Genomic DNA, 22,236 nt, shown 5'->3' on the forward strand with positions numbered 1-22,236 from the left:
TCAACGTCCTGCGAATTTCGAGTTGTTCAACAGTCAGTCAGAATATGCGGGCCGGCTAGCCGACGAACTCCTGCACCTTGACCCGCAGCTGCTCCAAGGCGGCCTTCTTCTCGGCGAACTCCGCCGCCTTGGCCTTCTCCTTGGCCACCACGTCCTCGGGGGCCTTGCTGACGAAGCTCTCGTTGCCGAGCTTCTTGGTCACGAAATCGAGTTCCTTGGCGATCTTGCCCAGTTCCTTGTCCAGGCGGGCCAGTTCGGCCTCGAAGTCCACCACGCCGGCCAGGGGCACGAAGAGCTCGCAGCCGCGGACCACGGCCGAGGCGCAGCCCTTGGGCGGCTCGATGTCCGGGGCCGCCGTCAGGGAGCCGACGCGGGCCAGGGCCGCGATCTCGGTCTCGTGGGCCGTGAGGAACGCCTGGTACTCGCCGCCGGCGCGCACCAGGACGTTCAGGGCGATGCCCGGCGCCACGCCCAGCTCGGCGCGGATGTTGCGCACGGCCACGATGACGCCCTGCAGGAACTCCATGTCGCGCACGGCCGCCTCGTTCTCGCACTCGGGCCGGGCCTTGGGGTAGGGCCGCACGGCCAGGCTCTCGGCGTCCAGGGACGGGATGCAGGACCAGATCTCCTGGGTCACGAAGGGGATGATGGGATGCGCGATCACCATGATCTCAGACAGCACGTGCTTCAGGCAGGAGCGCGCCGCGGCCTTGGCCGCCTGGTCCTCGCCGTAGAGTTCGGGCTTGATGAGCTCCAGATACCAGTCGCAGAACTCGCGCCAGACGAAGCCGTAGAGGCCCTGGGCCGCCTCGTTGAAGCGGTAGCCCTCGATCTGCGCCGCGTGCTCCTTCTTGAGCACCTCCAGGCGGTGCAGGATCCACTTGTGGTGCAGGCCGGTCAGGGCCGCGGGGTCGAACTCGGGCTCGCTGCCGTCAACGTGCATGAGGGCGAAGCGGGCCGCGTTCCAGATCTTGTTGATGAAGTGCCTGTAGCCCTCGATGCGCGCCTCGGACAGCTTGATGTCGCGGCCCATGGCGGCAAACGATGTCAGGGTGAAACGCAGGGAGTCGCAGCCGTACTTGTCGATCATCTGCAGAGGGTCGATGACGTTGCCCGTGGACTTGGACATCTTCTTGCCGTGCTCGTCGCGGACGAGGGCGTGGATGTAGACGTCCTTGAAGGGCACGTTGTCCATGAACTGCAGGCCCATCATCATCATGCGGGCCACCCAGAAGAAGAGGATGTCGAAGCCCGTGACCAGGAGGGACGTCGGGTAGAAGGCCGCCAGCTCGTGCGTCTTCTCGGGCCAGCCCATGGTCGAAAAGGGCCACAGGGCCGAGGAGAACCAGGTGTCGAGAACGTCCTCGTCCTGGGTCAGGTTGGCGCTGCCGCATTTGCAGGTTGTCGGGTCCTGGCGGGCCACGATGACCTCGCCGCAGTCCCGGCAGGTCCAGACCGGGATGCGGTGGCCCCACCACAACTGGCGCGAGATGCACCAGTCGCGGATGTTGTCCAGCCAGTTGTAGTAGGTCTTGTTCCACTGGGCCGGCCAGATGGTCGTGCGGCCGTCCTCCACCGCCGCCCTCGCCTTCTCGGCCAGGGGCTTGACGGACACGAACCACTGCTCGGACACGAAGGGCTCGATGGTCGTCTTGCAGCGGTAGCACTGGTTGACCTTGTTCTCGTAGGGCTCCTCGGACACCAGGGACGCGCAGGCCTTCAGATCCTCGACGATGAGCGTGCGGCACTCGGCGGCGCTCAAGCCGCGATACTTCTCGGGCGCGTTGTCGTTCATGCGGCCCTTGTCGTCGATGACGCCGACGGCTTCCAGGCCGTGCTTGCGGCCCAGTTCCCAGTCGTTCATGTCGTGGGCCGGGGTGACCTTCAGGCAGCCGGTGCCGAACTCGCGGTCCACGTAGGCGTCGGCGATGACCGGGATGCGGCGGCCCACCAGGGGCAGGATGAGGTATTTGCCGACCATGTCCTGGTAGCGCTCGTCCTCGGGGTGCACGGCCACGGCCGTGTCGCCGAGCATGGTCTCGGGGCGGACCGTGGCCACGGTGACGAAGCCCGAACCGTCCTCGAGGGGGTAGCGCAGGTGGTAGAGCGTGGACTTGGCCGGGGCGTACTCGACCTCGTCGTCGGCCAGGGCCGTGTGGCAGCGGGTGCACCAGTTGACGATGTACTTGCCGCGGTAGACGAGGCCCTGCTCGTAGAGGGTGACGAAGACTTCGCGCACGGCCTTGGACAGACCCTCGTCCATGGTGAAGCGCTCGCGGGTCCAGTCGACGCTGGCGCCCAGGCGGCGGATCTGGTTCAGGATGCGTCCGCCGTAGTCCTCCTTCCATTCCCAGACGCGCTCGATGAAGGCCTCGCGGCCCAGATCCTCGCGGCGCTTGCCTTCGGCCAGGAGCTTGCGTTCCACCACGTTCTGGGTGGCGATGCCCGCGTGGTCCGTGCCCGGCACCCACAGGACGGTCTTGCCGTGCTGGCGCATGAAGCGGCACATGATGTCCTGCAGGGTGATATTGAGGGCGTGGCCCATGTGCAGGGCCCCGGTCACGTTGGGCGGCGGGATGACGATGGAGTAGTTGTCCTTCGGGTGCGCGGCGGCCTTGGCCGCGTCGGGCGTGAAACTCTGGTGCGACTTCCAGTAGTCGAGCCAGCGCCCTTCCACGTCGGCGGGTTCGTATCCCTTGGAAAGCGTCTCGTTGGCCATATGATGGACTCCAGTGAGCTGATTGCGGCGAAAAAAGCGCCGGGAGGCCCGGCGCGGCGGAAACAAAAATGAGTACTGGGGCGCACCCCAAAAATCAAGCCCGACTTGCCCGCCACCGCCGTTCCTGCTAGGCGATACGGCCATGCGCACCCCTTCCTCCACCCTGGCCGTCCTGTGGGACGAATCGCACCTCTGGGGCCTGCTTCTGCACCGCGCCCTGTCGGCCATGAACGCCCCCTTCACCCTGGTCAGGGCCGGAGAAATCCGTTCCGGACGTCTGCAAAGCCTCAAGCCCTCCACCCTGATAGTTCCCGGGGGCTGGGCCCGGCTCAAGTCCAGGGCTCTGGGAGATGAAGGACGGCTGGAAATCCGGGGTTTCGTCGAAAGCGGGGGAACCTACCTCGGCTTCTGCGGCGGGGCCGGCTTGGCCCTTGGGTCCGAAGGCGGCACGCCCTGCCTGGACCTGTGCTCCTGGTCCCGCAAGCCGGCCAGCCGTCGGCTGCCCAACTTCAGCGGACACCTGCGTTGCGCGGTCTGCGACGGCGGAGCCGGTTACGAAGCGGCCCTGCCGGTCTGGTGGCCCTCCCAGTTCGAGCCGGATCAGGCCCTGCCCCTGGAGGTCGTGGCCAGGTACGAAGGCCCGGGCGGTGATTTCTGGTCGGCGGACCTGGAATGGTCGGGCATCGCGGCCGACGAGGTGGGACAATGGGAGGATCTCTACGGCATCAACCTCGATCCCGAGCGGCTGCGCGGCGAGCCCTGCATCGTACGCGGCGGGTTCGGCCGCGGGAGTTTCGTGCTGAGCTACGCCCATCTGGAGACCCCGGACTCGCCGCAGGCCAACGCCCTGCTGGCCCGCCTCCTGGGCCTGGGCCGCGGCGCGGCCGTACCGCCCTGGGACCTGTCGCTGGATGCCCCCCTGTGGCCTGACCCCGCTCTCGACGCCATGCGGCGCGAACTAGCGGAGCTCATCGCCTTCGGCCAGGGGCACTTTCTCCTGTCCTGGCGCACGCCCTGGCTCCTGGGGTGGCGGCGCGGCGTACCCGGCTCCCCGCTCAATTTTCTGCTGGCCATGGTCTGGCAGGCCCGCCACGCGGAGCAGACGCCCGCGGCTGCGGAATACTGGTCGGCCCGCGGCGCGTCCTGCCTGGACCTTTGCAGTGAACTCTGCGGCCGGGCGCGGCAGTACCTGCTGGAAGAGCGCCGCATCCTGGCCACCGCCCCCTCCTCCCCCGAATCCAGTGCCTCCCCCAGCCTGCAGAAAAGCAAGCAGGAGCTCTTCGGCAAGTTCCCGGGCTACGGCGGTATCTACGGAAAAATCCTGCAGACCCTGGACGAACTGTTGTGGCTGCAGCTCAGGCCGCGAGGCGACGGGCCAGATCGGCCCTGAGAGCCCCGATGCCGGGGTCTGAGGGGAGAAGAACGAAGAGCCGGTCCAGATAGCCTCTGCCGGCGAAGATGCGGCGGCTGCTGCGGTGCACCAGCACGGGCCCCCAGGATGCGAGCAGCAGCGCGAAATCGTTCATGCAGCGCAGATCCTTGTAGGATGGGTTGCCGCCGGCGGCCACAGTCTCCAGCACCGACGGCGTCCAGGCCGTCGGCTCGTCGGCGAGCCCCAGCGTGACCACCGGGTCGCGCGGCCCGGCGGCCTGCATTTTGGACAGGACCACGGGCACGATGTCGAGCTTGTCGGCGTCCCGCACCACGTCGCAGATGGACCTGGCCAGAGGGTCCATGCCCTCGGGAATCTCCCGCTTGTTGTGCATCCGCACCGCCTGCACGATGCAGTCCCGTTCGCGGCCCGCGAAGCAATCCAGCAGGCCGCTTTCGTCGAGGAAGGAGGCCCCCTCGTCCCCATGGTCCACGGACTCGTCGTCGCGGTACGTGCCGAAGCGCTCGAACTGCGGGAACCGCCCGATGTCGTGCAGCAGGGATGCGGCCAGATACGGCAGGGCCGGCGCCAGCCCTTCGCCGGCCACGATCCTGGCGGCCAGGGCGTGCACGCGCAGGGAGTGGTCGCGCTTGAGCACGATGTGCTCCCGCCGCTCCCCCAGCCGCTCCGCGTACCCGCCCGCCAGCCCCACGAATTGGGAGCGCATGCGCCGCAGCACTTCCCGGGTCATCAGATGCCCTGGTAGAACTTGTACAAGTCCTCGTCGATCATGAGGCGGAATCCGTTCTCCGTCTCCTCGAAGCGGATGACCTTGGACGGGTCCAGGGCCACGTCGATGGCGTACTCCGCCAGGCGGTTCGCTTCCTTGCGCGCCGTTTCGTCAAGCTCCGCAAACTTTCCCATTTCGATCCACTGCGTCATGAATGCCTCCTTGGGCTATTTTCTCCAGAATTCAGGCACGAAAAGCACCAAAACAGTATAAATTTCAAGCCGTCCCAGCAACATGCAGAAAATCAGAACCCATTTGCCCATGGCCGGTATGCGGGCGTAGTTGTCCACGGGGCCGACCTCGCCCAGGCCGGGGCCGACGTTGCCGATGCAGGCAACCACGGCGGCGAACGAAGTCAGCACGTCCACCCCCATGGCCGCCAGGGCCAGCGAGGACAGCACGAACAGGGCGATGAAGAGCACGAAGAATCCCCAGATGCTCGCCAGCACCTCCTCCTTGACCAATTTTGGCCCGAACTTGATGGGCAGCACGGCGCGCGGGTGGACCATGCGGAAGAGTTCCCGGTAGGCGTGCTTGAAGAGCAGCATGACCCGCATGCCCTTGATGCCGCCGGCCGTGGACCCGGCGCACCCGCCCACGAACATGCACAGGAGAAGGATGCCCTGCGGCAGGGGCCCCCAGAGCTCGTAGTCGGCGGTGGCGAACCCGGTGGTAGAGATGATGGAGGCCACCTGGAAGACGCCGTAGCGCGCCGCCTCGGCCCAGGACGTGTAGTTGGTGTGCCGGATGGACAGCACCACGACGAGGGTCAGCACGGCCGTGAAGACGCCGAAGAACCGGAACTCCGGATCGCGCCAGAGGACCAGGGGCCGCCCGCGGAAGAGCTGGAAATGCAGGGCGAAATTGAGCGAGGCCGCGAGCATGAAGAACGAGATGACGTAGTCGATGTAGGCCGAGCCATAGGCCGCCACGGACGCGTTGCGCGTGGAGAAGCCGCCCGTGGCCATGGTCCCGAAGGCGTGGCAGACGCTCTCGAAGAGGTCCATGCCGCCCAGCAGAAGCAGCACGACCTGGGCAGCGGTCAACAGCACGTAGACCTTCCACAGGCTCATGGCCGTGTCCTTGATGCGCGGCTGGAGCTTGTCGGCCACGGGACCAGGCACCTCGGCCTTGTAGAGCTGCATGCCGCCCACGCCCAGAAACGGCAGGATGGCGATGGTCATGACGATGATGCCCATGCCGCCCAACCAGTGGGTCAGGCTGCGCCACAGCAGGAGCCCCTTGGGCAGCGCCTCGATGTTGGTCAGGATGGACGCCCCGGTGGTCGTGAACCCGGACACGGATTCGAAATAGGCGTCCGTGAAGGACGGGAAGCCGCCCAGGGCGAACGGCAGGGCCCCGAAAAACCCGCACGCGGCCCAGCCCAGCGAAACGATGACCATGCCCTCGCGGTGGTTGATGACCATCGGTCCCGGCCGGCGAAACTGGAACATGAGGAAAAAACCGGTCAGCACCGTCACGCACAGGGACAGGAAGAGCGGGGCCACGGACGAGTCGTCGTAGTGCCAGCCGCAGGCCAGGGGCACGAACATGCACAGCCCCACGCAGACGAGGATGAGCCCGGTCACGTGCAGGGCGACGGACCAGCGCATCAGTCGTCCTCCCGGCTCCGGGTCAGCATCCGCTCCACCTCGGGGATGGATTCCGTCAGGCTCAGGATGAACAGCCTGTCGCCGCTGCGGATCACGTCGTGACCGGAAGGGATGAGCACGCTGTCGCCGCGCATGATGCACAGCACGAGCACGCCCTTGGGGAAGGAAAGATCTTTCAAGGCGTTGCCTACCAGGCTCGAATCGGGCCCGGTCAGGGCCTCCAGAGCCTCGGCCCCGTCCTTGATGGCCACGGCCGAGAGCACGCCGCCCTTGCGCACGTGCTTGAAGATGCTGTTCACGGCGGACAGGCGCGGGCTGACGATGTGCTCCAGGCCGATGGCGCGCACCAGGGGCATGTATTCGATCTTGTTCAGGCGCGTGATCGCCATGGGGGTGCCCAGCTTCCTGGCCAACAGCGAGGACAGGATGTTGCTCTCCTCGTTGCCGGTCATGGTCACGACCACGTCCATGTCGCCGATGTTCTCCTCCAGAAGCACCTCCTGGTCCGTGCCGTCGCCGACCAGGACCACTGTCCGGTCCAACTCGCCGGCCAGTTCGGCGCAGCGCTCGGGGCTCTTGTCCAGCAGCTTCACGTGGATGGGCTTTTTCTCAAGGGAGCGGGCCAACCGCAGTCCGATGTTGCCCCCTCCGATGATCAGCACGCTGCTCTTCCTGCCCGGCCGGTTGCCGAGGAAGGAGAAGACCCGCTGCAGCTCGCTGTCCTCGCAGACGAAGTAGACCAGGTCGCCCTGGCGAATCTCGTCGGAACCCGCGGGCACGATGACCTTGTCGTTGCGCACGATGGCCGCGACGATGAGCGGCATGTCGCCGGCCTTGCGGCGCAGTTCGAGGAGGCGCAGGCCCGCCAGGGGGTTGCCCTCGGTGATCCAGGTGCCGGCGAGCTTGATGCGGCCGCCGGCCAGGTCGCTGATGTCCACGGCGCCGGGGGCGCGCAACATGTGCTCGATGCTGCGCACGACCTCGACCTCTGGGTTGATGATGAGGCCGATGCCGATCTCGCGCGCCAGCTGCCCGGCGTAGGCCGTGTACTCGTCGTTGCGGATGCGGGCCAGCTTGGTCAGGCCGGGCGCGAGCATCTTGGCGAAGGTGCAGGCCATGAGGTTGATCTCGTCGCTGTCGGTCACGGCCAGCAGCATGTCGGCCGTGTCGACGCCCGCCTCGCGCAGCACCAGGGGGCTGCAGCCCGACCCTTCGAGCACCTGCACGTCCATGTGGTCGAGGATGCGCTGCAGGACCGCCGGGTTGCGGTCGATGACCACGACGTCCTTGTTTTCCGACGCCAGGCGCTTGGCGATGTGGAACCCGACCTCTCCCGCGCCGACAATGATGACTCTCAAGCAGATTTCTCCGGTTGTGGTGAGCTAGCGTCCCCGCTCAACGGGCCAGGGGGTGCATTCCCGGGCAGGGGCGAAACCGGCCGCGAATGCCTCCGAAAGGGAGGAAAACCGCACCTGGTTGGCCGTGCCGACCGTGCGCCCCTGCGCACAGTACAAGGCATGGAACCGCCGGGAATTGCGGTTGCCCAGATAGCCGCGCCCCGCGGCCGGGGAACGAAGCAGCGCCGGCCAGAAACCCTTGCCGCGCGTCATGGCCGCAACCTGGGCCTGCAGAAGGCGATGGCCCAGTTCCGCGTCCCCGTCCGAGTGATGTGGATAGACGAAAGCGGCCCCTTGTTCAATCATGGCCAGATTGACCAGCCGCCCGTCAGCGAGCCGCGCCAGGCCCACCAGGCGTCCGTAGCGGTCCCGGTCCAGCTCGTCCCTGTCCAGGGCGATGGTCTTCCCGGCCACCAGGGCCGCAAGGGCCTCGGTCGCCTCGGGACCGTAGTACTGCCCCGGGGTGCCTTTGTGCCCGACCTCGGGCGCGTCGATGCCGCGCAGTCGCAGCCGCTCGCCACCGTCCAGGACCACCGTGTCCCCGTCCAGCACCTTCTCGACCCGCACGCGCCAGTCCCCGGCCAGGGCGGCCTGGGCCAGAAGGCCCAGCACCAAGGCCGCGGCCGCAAGCGTCCGCAGTGTACCAAAAAAGAAGGCAACCGGGAGGGTTGCCTTGGAAATCCGGATGGGGCCTCGATCAGGATTCATAGTAGGAACGCAACTGCTGGCTGCGCACGGGGTGGCGCAGCTTGCGCAGGGCCTTGGCCTCGATCTGACGGATGCGCTCGCGGGTGACGTTGAAGAGCTTGCCCACTTCTTCCAGTGTATGGTCGCTCTTCTCGCCGATGCCGAAGCGCTTGCGCAGGACCTGCTCCTCGCGGGGCGTGAGGTCGGAAAGGACCTGGGCGATCTGCTCGGCCAGCTTGGTGTTGACCACCTCGTCCGCCGGGGCCACGGCCTTCTTGTCCTCGATGAAATCGCCCAGGCTCGAATCCTCTTCGTCGCCGATGGGCGTCTCCAGGGAGATAGGCTCCTTGGCGATCTTGAGGACCTTCTTGACCTTCTCCAGCGGGTAGTCCATGCGCTCGGCAATCTCCTCGGGGGAGGGATCGCGGCCGAGTTCCTGAACGAGGTAGCGCGAGGTGCGCACCAGCTTGTTGATGGTCTCGATCATGTGCACCGGGATGCGGATGGTGCGGGCCTGGTCCGCGATGGCGCGGGTGATGGCCTGGCGAATCCACCACGTGGCGTAGGTCGAGAACTTGTAACCGCGCTGATACTCGAACTTGTCCACGGCCTTCATGAGGCCGATGTTGCCTTCCTGGATGAGGTCCAGGAACTGCAGGCCGCGGTTGGTGTACTTCTTGGCGATGGACACGACCAGGCGCAGGTTGGCGCGGATGAGCTCCTGCTTGGCGTCGAGGGCGTCGGTGTTGCCCTTGCGAATGCGCCACAGGATCTCCTCCAACTGGTCGACGTCATGCATGGCGTTTTCCTGCAGCTTGCCCAGGATCTCGATCTTGCCGTTGACCATTTCCTTGAAGGAGAAGAGCTCCTCCATGGTCATGCCGAGCTGGTCGGCGGCGGCCACGGGGTTAATGGTCCGGGCGTCGAGCTGCTTGAAGATGCCGAAAATCTCGTCCTGGGACTTGCCCAGCGACAGGATGTAGGCCGACAGGTCGCGGCGGCAGTTGTGCATCTGGCGCACGTAGTCGCCCACGGTCTCGATGATGCGGTCGATGAGCGTCTTTTCGAGCTTGATGTCTCGCAGGCACTGCACCACGCCTTCCTTGTAGTCCATGATCTTCTTCTGGATGCCGAAGACGCGCTTGTCGAGGGTCGCGCACTCGTCGAGGCGAGTGTAGAGGGGCTTCTTCTTGCGATAGATGTTCTTCACTTCCTCAAGAAGCTTGATGACGCGCTCGCGCTGGTTCATCTCCTCTTCGGACGGGTCGTCTTCCTCGATGGTCTTGACCACGTCCTTGAGCTTCATGCGGCCCTTCTTCAGGTCCTCGCCGACGCGCACCAGTTCCTCGACGGCCACGGGCACCTCGACCAGGGCGTACATGACCTCGAGTTCGCCGGCCTCGATCTTCTTGGCGATGTAGACCTCGCCGTCGCGGTCCAGGAGGCCCACGGCGCCCATCTCGCGCAGGTACATGCGCACGGGGTCGTTGCTGCGGGAGGAATAGTCGGCGCCGTCCTCATCCTCGGACAGCTCGAGCTTCTCCTCCTCCTTGATCTCCTCGCCGTCGTCCTCGGCGATCTCGATGCCGCGGGACAGCTTCTCGTCGACGATGTCGATGTCGAGCTGGTCGAAGATGACGATGATCTCATCGATCTGTTCGGGAGTGTTGACTTCCGAAGGCAGAGCCTTGTTGAGCTCATCGAAGGTCAGAAAGCCCTTTTTCTTCCCTTCGGCTATGAGCGCCTGAATCTGCTGCACATCCTTGATATTGCTCATCCGTACCCCCAAAATTGATAAAAACCATGCACCCGCCGGCAGGAACGCCGCGGGACTTCAGCCCTGCCTTCTGGCCTGAATGAGGGCCAGCAGACGCAGCTCTTCCTGGAAGTCCCCGTCCAGGCGGGCCTTGCGCAGGCCCGCGTTCAGGCTGTCCAGTTCGCGGCGCCGGCCGGTCTGCTGCAAAAATTCCCTGATCTCGTCCCACTCGCCCCGCCCGTCGTCCATGGCGACGTCGGAGCGCATCTGACACTGCACGTAAAACTGCTTCTCGCCCTGATCGAGGGTGCTCAAGACCTCATGCGGGTTGGCACCGTAAATTTTGCTCCAGAAAATCCTGCCGCGCTCCGTGGCCAGAGCCGATCCCATGCCAAGCTCTTGCAGCGGCCCGTGGTATTCGGGGAAGCGCACGGCAAAGGCCAGCAGGTCCCGGTCCCGCTGCGCCGGCTTGCAGGCTTCAAGCCTGGCCGGGGGACTGCCACCTGCGGTTTTGTCCGACCCGCCGCCCGGCTCCGGCAGCACCTGCCGCCACTCGGCCTCGGACAGTCCGAGCCCGGCCGGAAGTTTCGGCAGGTAAAAGGCCTGCAGGTCGTGGTCGCCGAGCTGCCGCACGAAGCCCCTGGCCCACTGCAGCACTTCCTTGGGAGAGCGGGTCTCCGAAACCTGACGCATGCAGTAGTCGAGGCCGTCCACGGCCCGGGACACGAGTTCCTCCAGGCGCTCCCGGCCGAACTTCTGCAGCACGGAGTCCACGTCCTCGCCCTCGGGCATGAGCAGCACCCGGCACTTCAGGCCCTGGGTCAGGATCATCTCGGCGCTGCGCAGGGCCGCCTTGCGGCCGGCGTTGTCACCGTCGAAGACCAGATCCACCCGACCCACCAGCCCGGACAGGCGGTGGACCTGCTCCCTGGTCAGGGCCGTGCCGAGGACGCCGCAGCTGTTCTCGAAGCCGAACTGGTGCAGGCTCAGCACGTCCACGTACCCCTCGGTCAGCAGCACGCTCTTGGTGTGCGACATGGCGCGGCGGGCCTGGTACAGTCCGTAGAGGTGCTCGCCCTTGGTGTAGATGGGCGTCTCGCTCGAGTTCAGGTACTTGGGCCCGTCCCCGTCCGTCAGGCTGCGGCCGCCGAAGGCCACGGTCTGACCCGACAGGTTCATGATCGGAAAAATGAGCCGCTCGCGAAAGCGGTCGTAGTACGAACCCTTGGCCGACTTGCTGACCAGCCCGGCCTTCTCGGCCAGCTGCTCGGAAAAGCCGCCGCGCCGCAGATGGTCGCGCAGTTCGTTCCATCCGGGCGGGGCCCAGCCCAGGCAGAAGCGCTCGACGATCTCCGGCGCCAGCCCCCGCCGCGCGATGTAGTCACGCGCGGTCTGCCCGGCGGGCCGGACGAGGGTCTGCCGGAAGAAGGCCGCGGCCATGGCGTGCATCTCCAGGCACTGCCCTTTGGACAAAGCCCCTGCAGGCTGGTACGAGGGGCGCCGGCGGGTCTCCAGACCGGCCTCTCGCGCCAGGGCCTCCACGGCCTCGCCGAACTCCAGGCCGTTGATGGCCCGGTAGAACTCGATGACGTCGCCCGAAGCCTGACACCCGAAACAATAGTAAAAGCCCCCTTCCGGATTGACCGAGAAGGACGGCTTGGTCTCCTGATGGAAGGGGCACGGGGCAACCAGCCTGGTACCGGCCGGACGAAGCTCCACGTGCCTTCCGATCACGTCCTCGATGCGCAGGCGCGCCTTGATCTGCGCGATGAGTCCCTGGTCAAACGTGCTCATCAGGCTCCGTTTGCTGAAATTATCCCGCCAGAACCACCTTGGTCATGCCGTCGCCGCCTTCGTCCGCGTCTGCAAGACGGTACGAATCCACGGCCCTGGAACGCTTCAGATGCTCGTGCACGACCTTGCGCATGACGCCGCTGCCCATGCCGTGCACGACCTCAACCTCGCTCCGCCCGGCCAGCAGCGCCTTGTCCAGAAACCTGGCCAGCTCGGCCTCGGCCTCGTCGGCACGGAAGCCGCGCAGGTCGAGACGCAGCGGGGTGACCGGCGCGGGAGCGCTGCGGACCACGACCTTGCCGCCGTCGGTCTTGTCGCGCTCCCCGGGCTGGACGTCAGCCAGGGAAACCCACAGGGACACGCCGCCCATGTCCAGGCGCACGCGTTCCTTTTTGCCGTCCACTTCCTGAACCTGGCCCTTTTTGTTCCAGGGCAGATAAAACAGGACCTGCCCCTGGGCAATGGCCTCGATGGAAAGTTTCTTGACCTCTTCCTCTTCGCCCCGGGTCTGGGCCACGCCTTCCCGCAGCTGGGCCAGTTCCTTGAGGGCCTCCTTGCGTCCGCGGCGCCCTTCGCGCCACTCGCGCATGATCTCGCCGGCCGCCGTGCGCAGTTCGGTCTGCATGCGCGCTTTTTCCTGGTCCAGCTTTTCGAGCTTGCGGGCGAACTTGCGCTCGGCTTCCTGGGTGCGGGCCTTGAGCTTTTCGAGCTCGTCCTCCTTCTCCGCGGCTAGGCGGTTCAGGCGGTCGAAGACCTCTTCGGTGTTGCCGGCGTCCAGGTACAGGTACTCCTGGGCCCGGGCCAAAATGGAGTCGGGCAGGCCCTGCTCGCGGGCCACATCCAAGGCGCGGCTGGCGCCGACCTGATCGTAGCCGAGCTTGAAGAGCGGCTTTCTGGTGTCCGGCGAAAAGATGACCGAGGCCGCGCGCACGCCCTCGCGGGACAGGCCGTAGGCCTTGAGGGCCGGGAAATGCGTGGCCACGCCGACCCAGGCGCCGCGCTCGAGCAGGCCATCGACCACGGCCTGGGCCAGGGCCGCGCCCTGGCTCGGGTCCGTGCCCACGCCGAACTCGTCGAGGACGACCAGGGTGCGCGCGTCGATGCGCGGCCAGATCTCGCTGAAATGCCGGATCTGGGCCGTGAAGGTCGACAGGCTCTGCTCGATGGACTGCTCGTCGCCCATGGACACGACGAAGTTGTCCCACAGGGGCATGGTGCTGCCCTCGGCGGCCGTGACCGGCAGCCCGGCGTGGGCCATGAGGCCGAGCAACCCCAGGGTCTTCAGGCACACGGTCTTGCCGCCGGCGTTGCCGCCGGTGATGATCAGCACCTTCTGGCCCTCGTGCAGGACAAGGTCCACGGGCACGACGCCCTCATGGCCGAAGACGAGCAGCGGGTGGCGCGCTTCCGTGAGGTGCAGGGGCGCGTCGGGGGCCACGTCGACCACATGGGCGCCGGCCTTGGCGGCGAAGCGGCAGATGGCCAGGAGCCCGTCGAAGCGGACCAGTTCCGCGAAGGTGCGCTCGATGGCTCCCTGCTCCGAGCGGATGAGTTCGCTCAGGAAGCGCAGGATCTTCTGCTCCTCGGCTCGCTCCTCCTGCCTGTGCTCCTGGAGGTCGTTGTTCAGTTCCACCAGGAAGAGCGGCTCGAAGTAGCACGTCTCGCCCGTCTGGGAATAGTCGTGGACGATGCCCTTGAGGCGCCCCTTGAAATTGTTCTTGAGGGCCAGGACGTAGCGGTCTGAGGAGATCGTCAGGAACTCGTCCTGCAGCATGAACTGCAGGTCCTTGTTCTGGAAGAAGTCCTGGACCTTGCGCGTGCACATCTGGTGCACGCGGCGGATTTCCTGGCGCACGGAGTAGAGCTCCGGCGAGGCCTCGTCGCGAATGGTCCCGTCCGGGCCCAAACAACGCGACAGGGCCGACCACGTCTTGGGCGGCAGGGTCAGACCCGCGACCAGGGCGCTCAGACCGGGATAGCGACCGGAGTCGGCGTCGCCCAGGCCGTCCAGCAGCGTGGCCGCGGCCTTAAGCATCTCCCGCACGCCGGCCAGCCCGTCCAGGTCGAGATAGGCCAGTGGGTTCTTCAAGAAGGCGAAGACGCCGGCCACGTCGGGAAATACGGAAAGATGCACGTCCCGACTGCCGCACAGATGCATGGTTTCGCGCACCAGGGACAGGCGCTCGGCGATGCGGACGGGGTCGGTATCGGGCAAAAGCGAAAGGCAGGCATCCCTGCCCGCCTCGCTGACCGCAAAATGCGAAAGGTGCTGCAGGACCTTGGGGAATTCCAGCAGCTGCAATGTTCTTGAATCCATAGGATTATGAAGAGAGTTTCGCCCGTACCAGGGCGCTCAGTTCCTTGCCGTCGATGCGGCCGGCATATTCGCCCAGGATGGCGTTCATGACCCGGCCCATGTCCTTCATGCCGGAAGCGCCGAGGGCCTGGATGGTCATCGAGACGGCCTCTTCCAACTCTGCGGGAGAGAGGGCCGTGGGGAGATAGGTGCGCAGAATGAGAAGCTCGCGCTCCTCGATTTCAGCCAGATCGACCCGACCCGCGGCTCGGAACTGGTCAATGGACTCCTGACGCTGCTTGACCTGCTTGGCCACGACGTCGAGAATCTCATTGTCGGCCAACTCCCGCCGGAGTTCGACCTGCTTGTTCTTGACGGCTGCCTTGAGCATTCTCAAGACAGCCACCTCGTCAGTCCTCTTCGCCTTGAAAGCGGCAACGTAGTCCTTTTCAATGCGCTCGGAGAGACTCATTACATCACCTGAAGTTTACGGATCTTCTTCATCAGACGCTTCTTGGCCGCAGCTTCCTTCTTCTTCTTCTGGATGCTGGGCTTCTCGAAATGCTGACGCTTTTTCAGCTCGGAAAGGATACCGGCCTTCTCGACCTGCTTCTTGAACTTCCGCAGGGAGTAGTCAAACGTATCGCTGTCACCCATGTATACACCTGGCAAACGGATCACCTCCCGTTCTCGATCTTGGCTGCACTTCGTACCGTGCAGGAAATTGTGCTTCTTACGCAAAGCCGAAAGGCATGGCAAGAGAAATAAGCGCGAAAAAAAAGGGCGCCTGGGCGCCCTTGAAAAGCTCTGAAAATCAGGCGGCTACATCTTTTCCTTGATGGTCTCGGCGAGAGACTTGAGGATGACAACACCCACGCCGCTTCCGATAATGAACAGAACCGCGTAGAGAACTCCGAAAAAGATGGCATGGTCCGGCTGCCACCAGGGAAGATCCTGGGGCAGAGGGCTCTGAACAGTTTCCCCGTGCAACATAGCTCCCCCTTGTCGGACTTACTTGATGGCTTCTTTCAGTTCCTTGCCGGGGCGGAACTTGACGACCTTGCAGGCGGGAATCTTCAGTTCTTCGCCGGTGCGGGGATTGCGGCCGGTGCGAGCCTGGCGCTCTTCGACCACGAAGGTGCCGAAGCCGGTCAGGGTCATCTTCTTTTCAGTCACCAGGGTCTCCTGGACGGCCTTCAGAAATTCGGTAAGGGCACGCTCGGCGTTCGCCTTGGTCAATCCGGCCTTTTCCGCCATCTTGGCAACCAATTCAGCTTTCGTCATCAGTCTTCCTCCTTTGCAGTAATTCACCAAACGGACACGGAGAGGCTCTCCAGAAGCCTCATGCACCCCGTAGCCGTCAACATGTGGCACAACCAGCCTGATTCGAAAAAATCCCAGATGCGAATGCGCTCCTCCCTACTGGAAGAAAAGGACCATGTCCAGAGGCCTGAAGCCAAATACAGCCTAGGTTTCCGGCGCAAACGCCCAGAGCGCAGGCAAACAGAATTTCCAGGGCAAAGTCAAGTCTATTTTCCAAAAATACAGGCAATACCTACGTTCTCGGGCTTTTCGGGTCCCGCTCCCCCCCATTTCCGCACACGATCAACGGCGCCAGCCTGCGCAGCAGATCGGGGTCCAGGTCCTCGGGCCGAACGCGCCGGTCCACGCCCGCCTGCCCGCACCAGTCCTCGATGGCTTCGGACCAGTACGCCTTGAGGATGGTGCCGAGCTGCTTGCGGCGTTGCTGGAACAGAACCTTGAGCAGGCGCGACAGGGCGGCGGCTTCCGAGAGGGCCGGGTCCGGCCGTGGCCTGAAGCGCACGATGGCCGAGTCGACCTTGGGTCGCGGGGTGAAGACGTGCGGGGGGACGGTGAACACGTACTCGGCCCGCACGAAATTGCCGACCCAGGCCGAAAGGGCGCCGTAGGTCCTGCTCCCGGCCCGGGCCGTGAGCCGCAGGGCCACCTCCTTCTGGACCATGAAGAGCATAGTCTTCCAGGAACGGCAGCGGTGGACCATCTCCCAGATCATGGGCGAAGCCACGTTGTACGGCAGGTTGCCGACAAGGGTCAGGCCGGGCAGCCCGCCCGTACCCTCCCAGCAGAATTCGAGGCCGTCGGCGTGCACCACGCCGACGCGCGGAAACTCCTGCCGGATGAAGCGCACCAGGTGCGAGTCCTTCTCCAGGGCCATGACCGGCCCGGCGTGCCCGACCAAAACGCTGGTCAGGGCGCCCCGTCCCGGGCCGATCTCCAGGACCGGGTCTCCGGGGCCGAGTTCGGCCGCGGCCACGATGCGACGGCATATGTTGGGGTCGGACAGGAAATTCTGCCCCAGGGACCTCTTGGGCTGTGAAAACCCGGAGCTAGCCACGGCGCAGCACCCGACGCTGGCGTTCCAGCTTCCGCATGGCGCGCCTGTCGTGAAAGATGCGCACGGCGCGCAGGGTGATGAAATAGGTCGCAATGGACATGGGGATGCCGGCGATGGCGCCTCCCAGGGTGGTGATGAGCAGCCATTGCCAACCGCGCTGCAGGAGTTCCAGCAGAGGCAGATGAATGAATTCGGCGATGCTCAGGGGCGTGACGTCAACGGGCACAAAGACCTTTCCGAGCAGGTAGAAGAGGGGAAAGACGATGGCCCAATTGAACGGATTGCTCCACCACGTGCCGAGGGCCGCAGCGATGACGTTCCCGCGCAGCAGCAGGGCCAGGGCCACTGCGATGGCCATCTGCAAGGACAGCAAAGGCAGGGCCCCGGCGAAGACGCCCAGGGCCAGGCCCAGGGCGATGGACTCGGCCGGAGCCTTGATGCGCACGATGCGGAGGTAGGTGTAACGGCTCAGACGAGCGATCTTGACCCAGATTCTTTCCATGGACTCACATAAAAAAAGGCGGCCGGGAGACCCGGCCTGCCTTCATGAGGACGAGGGTATGACTGCTGCGGCCGGTCTATTGCCGCCTTCAGCAGGTTGTCAATGCATTTCGCGACACACCCCTTGCGAAAAAGCGTCCGCTCGGCGGGACAGGCCTGCCTGTCCCGCTCACCCCTATTCCACCGGGGGAGTGAAGACGCGGGTGGCCATGTCGCGGTCCATCATGAACAGCCCCCCGCCGTTAGAGCCGACCATGCGCAGCTTCTGCACGACCTCGTTCACGCTGTCCTCCTCCTCGACCTGCTCCGCCACGAACCAGTTCAGGAAGTTGGCCGAGGCGTGATCCTTCTCCTTGATGGCCAGGTTCATGAGGTCGTTGATGCGGCCGGTGATGTAGGCCTCGTGCTGCTGTGCCGCCTCCATGGCCGCCAGGGGGCTCTCCCACTCGAACTGGGGCTTGTCGATGGCGCCGAGCGTCACGCGCCCGCCGCGCTCCGCGACGTACCTGAAGAACTTCATGGCGTGGAACGACTCCTCCTGGTTCTGGACGGTCATCCAGTTGGCGAAGCCGCTCAGGTTCTTGTCCTGGAAGTAGGCCACCATGGCCAGGTAGAGGTAGGCGGAGAACATTTCCGCGTTGATCTGATCGTTCAGGGCTTTTTCCATCTTGGGACTGAGCATGGGTCACCTTCCTCGTAATATGGAGTGTAGTGTGATGTGTTGAAGACGAATTACAGCAGCTTTTTCACGGCATCGAGCACCGCGGCGTAGTCGGGTTCGTGGGTCACTTCCGGCACGACCTGCACGTAGGCCACCTTGCCCGCCGCATCGACCACGAAAATGGCCCGGGCCAGGAGACGCAGGCCGTCGATAAGCACGCCGTAGGCCTGGCCGAAGGATGCGGCCTGGTAGTCGGAGACGGTCTGCACGTTGGCCACGCCGGCATTGCCGCACCAGCGCTTCTGGGCGAAGGGCAGGTCCATGCTCACGGTCAGCACCTTGACCTTGTCGCCGAGGGCCTGGGCCTCCTGGTTGAAGCGACGCGTCTCCATGTCGCAAACCGGGGTGTCCAGGGACGGGACGGCGGAAATGATGGCCACCTTGCCTTTCAGGGCTGCCAGGGACACGGGGCCCAGGTCGTTGTCGACCACGGAGAAATCCGGGGCCGCCATGCCGGGGGTGATCTCGGGGCCGACCAGGGTCAGCGGGTTGCCCATGAACGTCACGACGTTATCTCTCTTGATCATTGCTTGCTCCCGTTGGTTGAGCTCCGGTGCGTCCCGCATGGTCCGAGGGGGCTTCCGGGGCCGATTGATAATAGTTTGCTTTCTAATATCTACGGGCTCATGCGCAAGGGGGGAAAGCCACTTTGTTCGAAATTCGCCGTCCGGACGGGGCGGTTTTCGCGTCTGGCCAACGTCCCCGCCCCCTGCTACACCGCCTCCATGCATTCTTCCCGACTGGTTTTCCTCGGGCTGGACGGCCTGCCCTGGTCCCTGGCCGGCACACTGTGCGCCCAGGGGCTGCTGCCGAACCTCTCGGCCGTCGTCGCCTCGCCGCACTGCAAGGCCATTTCCGCCGAACTGCCCGAACTCTCGCCCGTGAACTGGACCAGCATGTTCACCGCAAGCCCCCCGGGCCATCACGGCGTCTTCGGCTTCACGCACATGGACCCGCAGAGCTACGAACTGCGGTTCACGGATTTCACCCATGTGCACGGTCCGACCATCTTTGAACGGCTGGCCGAAGCCGGGCTCTTCTCCAAGGTCGTGAACATGCCCAACCTGGCCCCGGTGCGGCCCATGCGGGCCGTGCTTGTGGCGGGCTTCCCGGCAAGCGCCTTGGAAGGCGCCGTGCATCCCCCGGCCCTGGCGGGCATCCTGGCGGACCACGGCTACACGGTCGAGGCCGACACCGTGCGCGGGGCCACGGACCCGGCCTTCCTGCTGGAAGAACTTCACCGTACCCTGGCCTGCCGGGAAAAGGCCCTGGAACTCCTGTGGCCGGACATGTCCTGGGATCTTTTCTTCCTCGTGCTGACGGAAACGGACCGTCTGGGGCATTTCCTCTTCCCGGCCCTGACGGAGCCCTTCCATCCCTGGCGCTCCGAGGCCCTGCGTTTCATGGCCGCCTGGGACCGGCTCGTCGGGAGGGTGCTTGGCATGTACGAGGCCCTGTCCGGGCCCAAACGCCTCGTGATCATGGCCGACCACGGCTTCACCTCCCTCGTGCAGGAAGTGGACCTCAACGCCTGGCTCGCGGAGCGGGGACTGCTGCGCCTGTCCCGCCCGCCCGGCAGCGAGTGGGACACCGACGCCATCGACCCCGGCGCCAGGGCCTTCGCCCTTGACCCGGGGCGCATCTACCTGCACACGAAGGGTCGATTCGCCCGCGGCACGCTGACACGCGCCGAGGCCGAGCGGCTCGTGCCGGAACTCATGCGGGCCCTGTCCGGGCTGACCTGGCACGGGCGCAGGGTCGTCCGCAGCGTCCTGCGCGGGTCAGACCTCTACCACGGCCCCCAGGCCCACCTGGCCCCGGACCTGATCCTGGTTCCCGAGGCCGGTTTCGACCTCAAGGGCAAATTCGGCAGGCCGGGCGTCTTCGGACACTTTGGACGCCAGGGCATGCACACGGCCGACGACGTGTTCTTCTACGACTCCATGGGCGCGGGAGCCCGCACGCCCACCGACGTCGGCCGCCTGATCCTCGAACATTACGGCCTCCCCGCCACCATCCTGGAAAACTGAGACCCATGCGCATCGACTACGAAAACGATCTCAACCCGGCCCAGTACGAGGCCGCCACCACCCTGGACGGACCGGTCCTGGTCATCGCCGGCGCTGGCTCGGGCAAGACCCGCACCGTGGTCTACCGCCTGGCGCGTCTGGTGGAGTCCGGCGTCTCCCCCTTTGAAATCCTGCTGCTGACCTTCACCCGCAAGGCCTCGTCGGAAATGCTGCACCGCGCCGAGGCGCTCCTGGGCCACCAGGGTCTGGGCGGCGTTCGCGGCGGCACCTTCCACGGCTTCGCCTACTCCCTGCTCAAGCAGTACGCGGGCCTGCTGGGCTTCGAACGCGGCGCCACGGTCATGGACCGCGGCGACGGCGAGGACATCCTGGGCCAGGCCAAGGACCGCCTGCGCGTCGGCCGCGGGGACCGCAAGTTTCCCAAGCGGGCCACGATCCTGGGCCTGTACAGCAAGAGCCGCAACAAGGAGCTGCCCCTGTCCCAAGTCCTGCGCCAGGAGGCGTACCACCTCGGCACCTACGAGGACGACCTGACCCGGCTCATCGAGGAGTACGAGCGCATCAAGGCCGAATGCGGCCTGCTGGACTACGACGACCTGCTCTTCCTGCTGGAACGGCTGCTCAACGACCACCAGCACGTGCGCGAGGCCGTGACCTCGTCCATCTCGCACATCATGGTCGACGAGTACCAGGACACCAATCTGGTCCAGGCCCGGCTGGTGCGCCTGCTGACCAAGCCGGGGGACGAGCGGCCCAACGTCATGGCCGTGGGCGACGACGCCCAGTCCATCTACGCCTTCCGCGGCGCCAACGTGAAGAACATCCTGGACTTCCCGAAGACATTTCCCGGCGCCAGGGTCGTCAAGCTGGAGCAGAACTACCGCTCCACCCAGCCCATCCTGGAACTGACCAACGCCATCCTCGACGGCTTCCGCGAAAAGTTCTGCAAGCGCCTCTTTTCCGAGCGCACGGACTCGCGTCTGCCCGAGCACGTCCTGCCCTTCTCGGACCGCAGCCAGGCCCGCCTGGTCACGGCCAAGATCGCCGAACTGGCCCGCACCCACCCACTGGACCAGATCGCCGTGCTCTTCCGGGCGGGGTATCAATCATACCACGTCGAAGTGGAACTGAACAAGATCGCCCTGCCCTTCCGCAAGTACGGCGGCATCAAGTTCTCCGAGGCGGCGCACATCAAGGACGTGCTGGCCTGCCTGCGCCTGGGGCTGAACGCCTCGGACCTGCCGGCCTGGCAGCGGGTGCTTGGCAACGTGCCGGGCATCGGGCCCAAGAGCGCCCAGAAGATCCACCATGCGGCCATGATCAACGACCAGGCGTTCCTCAAGGCCCAGCGGACCAAGAAGCCGGAACTGGACGAACTCCTGCGCGTGCTGGACACCCTGCGCACCCAGGTCATGCGCCCCTCCACGGCCATCACCTTCGTGCTCGACTACTACCTGCCCGTCATGAAGGAACGGTTCCCCGACGACTACCCGCGCCGCGAGGCGGGCCTGGAGGAACTGACCCAGATCGCGCTGGGCTACGACGACATCCCCTCCTTCCTGGGAGACCTGAGCCTGGACAGCCCCGACGCCGAGGAGGCCCGCGGCCAAGCCGTGACCCTGTCCACAGTGCACTCGGCCAAGGGGCTGGAGTGGGACGCCGTGCTGGTCATCGACCTGGTCGAGGACCGCTTTCCCTCGCGTCACGCCATGAACGACAACGACGACTTCGAGGAGGAGCGGCGCCTCTTGTACGTGGCCTGCACCCGGGCCCGCGACAGCCTGACCCTCTTCTCCCCCGAGACCCTCTACAGCCGGGAACTCGCGGCCACCACACCGGCCCGGATCAGCCCCTTCCTGCAGGACATCCCCGCGCATCTGCTGTCCCGCTACCGGGAGCAGTTCACGGGCGGCGTCGGGCTGCAGACGACCCCGTCGCCAAGGACGCCCCTCAGACCGCAGACGACCCCAACGCCCTCGACCTGCGCCGAGGACTTCCCCGGCCAGGAGCCGCCCCGGGCCAGGCCCGAAGGCCACACTCCGGTCCAGGGCACCTACGCCCGGCACAAGATCTTCGGCCGCGGCAAGGTCGTGCAGCGGGTGGAGCCCAACAAGTACAAGATCAACTTCCCCGGCTTCGGGCTCAAGCTCATCATCGAGGACTTCGTGGAACTGGAATGACGA

The 22,236-nt window shown here is 65.5% G+C and carries 20 protein-coding genes; 3 read left to right on the top strand and 17 right to left on the bottom strand.

Features of this window, described 5'->3' with window-relative positions; genetic code table 11:
• Window positions 1-55: 55 nt before the first annotated feature.
• Entirely contained in the window at window positions 56-2,719 is a 2,664-nt protein-coding gene (locus G394_RS0107120) for a valine--tRNA ligase (protein WP_028577072.1), read from the bottom strand.
• A 142-nt stretch (window positions 2,720-2,861) separates the two neighbouring features.
• Between G394_RS0107120 and G394_RS0107125 the strand changes: the two genes are divergently transcribed.
• Entirely contained in the window at window positions 2,862-4,109 is a 1,248-nt protein-coding gene (locus tag G394_RS0107125) for a BPL-N domain-containing protein (protein ID WP_043775007.1), read from the top strand.
• On the opposite strand, the gene G394_RS18330 is transcribed toward G394_RS0107125, so the two are convergent.
• From G394_RS18330 to tpx, 16 genes are all read right to left on the bottom strand, one after another.
• Entirely contained in the window at window positions 4,075-4,842 is a 768-nt protein-coding gene (locus tag G394_RS18330) for an HD domain-containing protein (RefSeq protein ID WP_051307021.1), read from the bottom strand. The genes G394_RS0107125 and G394_RS18330 overlap by 35 nt on opposite strands.
• A complete protein-coding gene (locus G394_RS0107135) occupies window positions 4,842-5,033 on the bottom strand; it encodes a hypothetical protein (protein WP_028577074.1) in 192 nt (63 codons plus the stop codon). The genes G394_RS18330 and G394_RS0107135 overlap by 1 nt, the downstream gene beginning before the upstream one ends.
• Window positions 5,034-5,048: 15 nt before the next feature.
• Window positions 5,049-6,494, bottom strand: coding sequence for a TrkH family potassium uptake protein (locus tag G394_RS0107140; RefSeq protein ID WP_028577075.1), 1,446 nt, complete (start codon window positions 6,492-6,494; stop codon window positions 5,049-5,051).
• Entirely contained in the window at window positions 6,494-7,852 is a 1,359-nt protein-coding gene (gene trkA / locus G394_RS0107145) for a Trk system potassium transporter TrkA (RefSeq protein ID WP_028577076.1), read from the bottom strand. The genes G394_RS0107140 and trkA overlap by 1 nt, the downstream gene beginning before the upstream one ends.
• Window positions 7,853-7,876: 24 nt before the next feature.
• The gene (locus G394_RS0107150; protein ID WP_245578285.1) at window positions 7,877-8,503 is read right to left on the bottom strand and encodes a thermonuclease family protein; all 627 of its coding nucleotides are present in this window, start codon (window positions 8,501-8,503) and stop codon (window positions 7,877-7,879) included.
• An 85-nt stretch (window positions 8,504-8,588) separates the two neighbouring features.
• Window positions 8,589-10,355, bottom strand: coding sequence for an RNA polymerase sigma factor RpoD (gene rpoD / locus G394_RS0107155; RefSeq protein WP_028577078.1), 1,767 nt, complete (start codon window positions 10,353-10,355; stop codon window positions 8,589-8,591).
• Between the two features lie 57 nt (window positions 10,356-10,412).
• Window positions 10,413-12,128 (bottom strand): DNA primase, encoded by a 1,716-nt coding sequence (gene dnaG, locus G394_RS0107160; protein ID WP_028577079.1) that lies wholly within the window; start codon window positions 12,126-12,128, stop codon window positions 10,413-10,415.
• Window positions 12,129-12,147: 19 nt separating this feature from the next.
• A complete protein-coding gene (locus tag G394_RS0107165) occupies window positions 12,148-14,445 on the bottom strand; it encodes an endonuclease MutS2 (protein ID WP_028577080.1) in 2,298 nt (765 codons plus the stop codon).
• A 4-nt stretch (window positions 14,446-14,449) separates the two neighbouring features.
• A complete protein-coding gene (locus tag G394_RS0107170) occupies window positions 14,450-14,896 on the bottom strand; it encodes a GatB/YqeY domain-containing protein (RefSeq protein WP_028577081.1) in 447 nt (148 codons plus the stop codon).
• On the bottom strand, window positions 14,896-15,096 hold the full coding sequence (gene rpsU, locus G394_RS0107175) for a 30S ribosomal protein S21 (RefSeq protein WP_028577082.1): 201 nt from the start codon (window positions 15,094-15,096) through the stop codon (window positions 14,896-14,898). Before rpsU ends, G394_RS0107170 begins: the two co-directional genes overlap by 1 nt.
• 150 nt (window positions 15,097-15,246) lie before the next feature.
• Window positions 15,247-15,417, bottom strand: coding sequence for a hypothetical protein (locus G394_RS21150; RefSeq protein WP_156902504.1), 171 nt, complete (start codon window positions 15,415-15,417; stop codon window positions 15,247-15,249).
• Window positions 15,418-15,435: 18 nt separating this feature from the next.
• On the bottom strand, window positions 15,436-15,708 hold the full coding sequence (locus G394_RS0107185; protein ID WP_028577083.1) for an HU family DNA-binding protein: 273 nt from the start codon (window positions 15,706-15,708) through the stop codon (window positions 15,436-15,438).
• 271 nt (window positions 15,709-15,979) lie between these two features.
• A complete protein-coding gene (rsmA, locus tag G394_RS18335) occupies window positions 15,980-16,801 on the bottom strand; it encodes a 16S rRNA (adenine(1518)-N(6)/adenine(1519)-N(6))-dimethyltransferase RsmA (protein ID WP_051307023.1) in 822 nt (273 codons plus the stop codon).
• Entirely contained in the window at window positions 16,794-17,303 is a 510-nt protein-coding gene (locus tag G394_RS0107195) for a DUF2062 domain-containing protein (RefSeq protein ID WP_043775010.1), read from the bottom strand. The genes rsmA and G394_RS0107195 overlap by 8 nt, the downstream gene beginning before the upstream one ends.
• A gap of 174 nt (window positions 17,304-17,477) precedes the next feature.
• Window positions 17,478-17,984, bottom strand: coding sequence for a ferritin (locus tag G394_RS0107200; RefSeq protein ID WP_028577085.1), 507 nt, complete (start codon window positions 17,982-17,984; stop codon window positions 17,478-17,480).
• Between the two features lie 50 nt (window positions 17,985-18,034).
• Window positions 18,035-18,550, bottom strand: a complete 516-nt coding sequence (gene tpx / locus G394_RS0107205; RefSeq protein WP_028577086.1) for a thiol peroxidase — start codon at window positions 18,548-18,550, stop codon at window positions 18,035-18,037.
• A 198-nt stretch (window positions 18,551-18,748) separates the two neighbouring features.
• Here tpx and G394_RS0107210 point away from each other — a divergent pair, with 198 nt between their 5' ends.
• The gene (locus tag G394_RS0107210; RefSeq protein WP_028577087.1) at window positions 18,749-20,053 is read left to right on the top strand and encodes an alkaline phosphatase family protein; all 1,305 of its coding nucleotides are present in this window, start codon (window positions 18,749-18,751) and stop codon (window positions 20,051-20,053) included.
• A 5-nt stretch (window positions 20,054-20,058) separates the two neighbouring features.
• Entirely contained in the window at window positions 20,059-22,233 is a 2,175-nt protein-coding gene (locus G394_RS0107215) for an ATP-dependent helicase (RefSeq protein ID WP_043775012.1), read from the top strand.
• Window positions 22,234-22,236: the final 3 nt, after the last annotated feature.

Origin of the sequence: Desulfomicrobium escambiense DSM 10707, assembly GCF_000428825.1 — a bacterium.
In the GTDB taxonomy this organism is placed as follows: domain Bacteria; phylum Desulfobacterota; class Desulfovibrionia; order Desulfovibrionales; family Desulfomicrobiaceae; genus Desulfomicrobium; species Desulfomicrobium escambiense.